This is a genomic window from Arthrobacter sp. Y3223164 (genome assembly GCF_059091005.1).
Map to the genome: position 1 here is coordinate 1 of NZ_JBNHGF010000658.1, position 962 is coordinate 962.

1 pseudogene is annotated in these 962 nt (G+C 71.2%); it reads right to left on the reverse strand.

Annotation, left to right across the window (positions count from 1 at the left end):
* A pseudogene (locus AC5RUJ_RS17200) lies at positions 1 to 746 on the reverse strand (M3 family metallopeptidase); the annotation flags it as partial.
* Positions 747 to 962 lie beyond the last annotated feature (216 nt).

Sequence of the window (962 nt, forward strand, 5' to 3'; positions counted from 1 at the left end):
CCCGCTTCGCCGCGGCCCACCGATGCCTCATGCAGGCGGCGGCGGGTGCCGCGGTCGGTGAGGGTTTCCAGCGCCGGCTGGGCGGTTGGCAGGGTCAGGACCAGCAGCCATCCGTCGTCGTAACCGGCGTCCCGCGCCGCGAGTTCGGCGGCGGTCAGGTCGTCGTCGGCGAGCCCGGCCAGTTGTGCGCGGTCGGTGACATGTACCGCGGCGGCATTGCCGGCGTTTAGCAGTTCCCGAGAGTACTCCGCGTCCAGCTCCGACAGCTCCACGTTCATGGCGCGCAGCCGCTCCTGGTCTGCCGGGGGGAGCTGGGCGCCGGCCCGGCGGAACTTCTTGCGCAGCTCGGTGAGAAGGCGCAGGTCTTCGCCCTCGAGGCCTTCGGCGGCTTCGTCGACCGCCGAGACCCGCCGGTAGAGCGCCGCATGCAGGTAGATGTTGTCACGGTGGGCGGCCCGCTGCGGGGCCATCCGTTGCTGCAGCTCCATCACGTCGTCGGTGGCGTCGGCGGCGGCGAAGTTGTCCAGCACGGCGCTCACCCGGTACAGCGTGCGGCCGGACCGTTCGAAGGCGACGGCGGTGTTCTCGAACGTCGCCGGTGCCGGATTGGCCGCGATCGCCTCGATTTCCGCCAGTTGCTCGCGGAACCCGGCCTCGAACGCTTCCGGATAGTGTTCAAGGCGGATCGCGGCGAAATCGGGCAGCTCATAGGGGAGGACACTGGGTTCCAGGAAGGGGTTGGCCATGCCACCACTTTGCCATGGGTACCCGGCGTCCCCGCCGTACCTGCCGGGGGCACGCCGCCGCGCCGCCGTGGTGCACGGCACAGCCGGACTTACACTTGCGGCATGAACAGGCAGCCGCCCGAGGGCCCGGCCGGTTCCCCGGTGCGGGAACCGGGCCGATGCATTCACCGGGCAGCGGTGTCGCGGACTCCCGCACCGGCGGCGGCGTTGGCCATC